This window comes from Sellimonas caecigallum (assembly GCF_019754295.1).
In the GTDB taxonomy this organism is placed as follows: Bacteria; Bacillota; Clostridia; order Lachnospirales; family Lachnospiraceae; genus Sellimonas; species Sellimonas caecigallum.
In genome coordinates, this window is the sequence record NZ_VIRV01000049.1 from 1 (window position 1) to 1,647 (window position 1,647).

The window sequence follows — 1,647 nt, forward strand, 5'->3', positions numbered from 1 at the left end:
TTCCTGGTATATTGTAATTGACTCATCTAACGGTCACTTACAAATATACCTTCTCCTTTCTATCAACCTTTTCATCCGTGGTTGATTACGGTATTCTATATTTGTATGATGTAAATATGTGATGTGGATTTGTATTTTTTATCCTGTGGCTTTGACTACTTTATGGAGGTTCTTACCACACCTTATTTCTAAATAATGATTAGTTAGATGAGTCTTGAATTCCTATCTTGTACCAGGTTTTACGAAGTAAGTGCTGTGGATAACACATTACATATTTTTTACGAAAGGAATGTATTATCATGATTTTAGTCGGAATTGACATTGGCAAACATCAACACATCTTCTCCATCATTGACAAACAAACCGGTAAAATACTTTCAAATCCTTCTGTTTTTCATAACAATCAAGAAGGTTTCTTGTCACTCATCGGAAAACTAAGCAGCTATGCCAAATCACAGCTTCTTATTGGCATGGAAGATACCGGGCATTATCACTTTGCCTTACTCAAATATCTTCTTGACAGGCACTATACGGTTGCTCTGATCAACCCAACCACTACTGACCTTACCAGAAAACTTCAGGGCGGCATTACCAAAAACGATCCCCTGGATTCTCTTACCATTTGTGATGTCATCGGCTCGAATCAGCGTAAAAAGCCTTATCGCATTACAAAAGTAAACCGTTTCGACCTTTATGAACAAAAGCAGCTGACACGCCATCATCACAACCTGAAAGAGGAATTAAACATCTACAAAAACCGGCTTCAGAAATGCATTGATATCGTATTCCCCGAATTGAATTCCTTATTCCGTTCAAAGTATGGCATTGTTTACATGAATGTTTTAAAAACATTTGCTTCTGCTGAAAAGATTGCAAACTCCGATATCCGGATCATCCGGAAATGTTTTGAATATGAGGGACGCGGAAAACGAATCCAACTGTCTGCCGAACAGCTGAAAACAACAGCCAAGGCTTCTGTCGGCATCTCTTCTGTTGCTGAAGAAATTCAGATCAGACATCTTGTCTGTCAGATTGAAATGATAGAAGAACAACTTTCTGAAATAGACAAAAAGATAGAAGAGTTCTCCCTGCAAAACAACTCTCCTATCCTCTCCATACCAGGAATTTCACACTTCTCTGGTACTTCTATTTTAGCGGAATTGGGAGATATTTGCAACTATACGAAAGCATCTCAAATCATTAAATTTGCCGGTGTCGCCCCATATCACTATGAATCCAGTCAGTTTCTCGCCCGGCATACTGCAATCACCAAGAAAGGTTCCCGGTATCTGAGAAAAACACTGTATCAGATTATCTTGCCGGTTATCCATCACAACAGGGTCTTCACTGCTTATTACAGCAAAAAGTTAGCCGAAGGCAAAGGTCACAGATGTGCTCAGGGTCACTGTATCAGAAAACTTTTAAGAGTCATCTATCATCTTTTAAGTACCGGACAGAGTTTTGATCCTGCATTACTGATATAGCTATCATTACAACCCAGCTTATTACAATGAGCCTTCTTTAGAAGGTCTATTTGTTGTGCCACAAAATCCATAATGATTCACATATTTTCAAAGTACATACTTTTACTAACTAAAATTCAATGTTTTTAAAAAACTACTTGATTTTTATATAGTTAGCTCCATT

The 1,647-nt window shown here is 37.7% G+C and carries 1 protein-coding gene; it reads left to right on the forward strand.

The genetic code is table 11. The features are described 5' to 3' along the window. The first annotated feature begins 299 nt into the window (after positions 1–299). A complete protein-coding gene (locus FLB61_RS12920; protein WP_221920427.1) occupies positions 300–1,484 on the forward strand; it encodes an IS110 family RNA-guided transposase in 1,185 nt (394 codons plus the stop codon). Positions 1,485–1,647 lie beyond the last annotated feature (163 nt).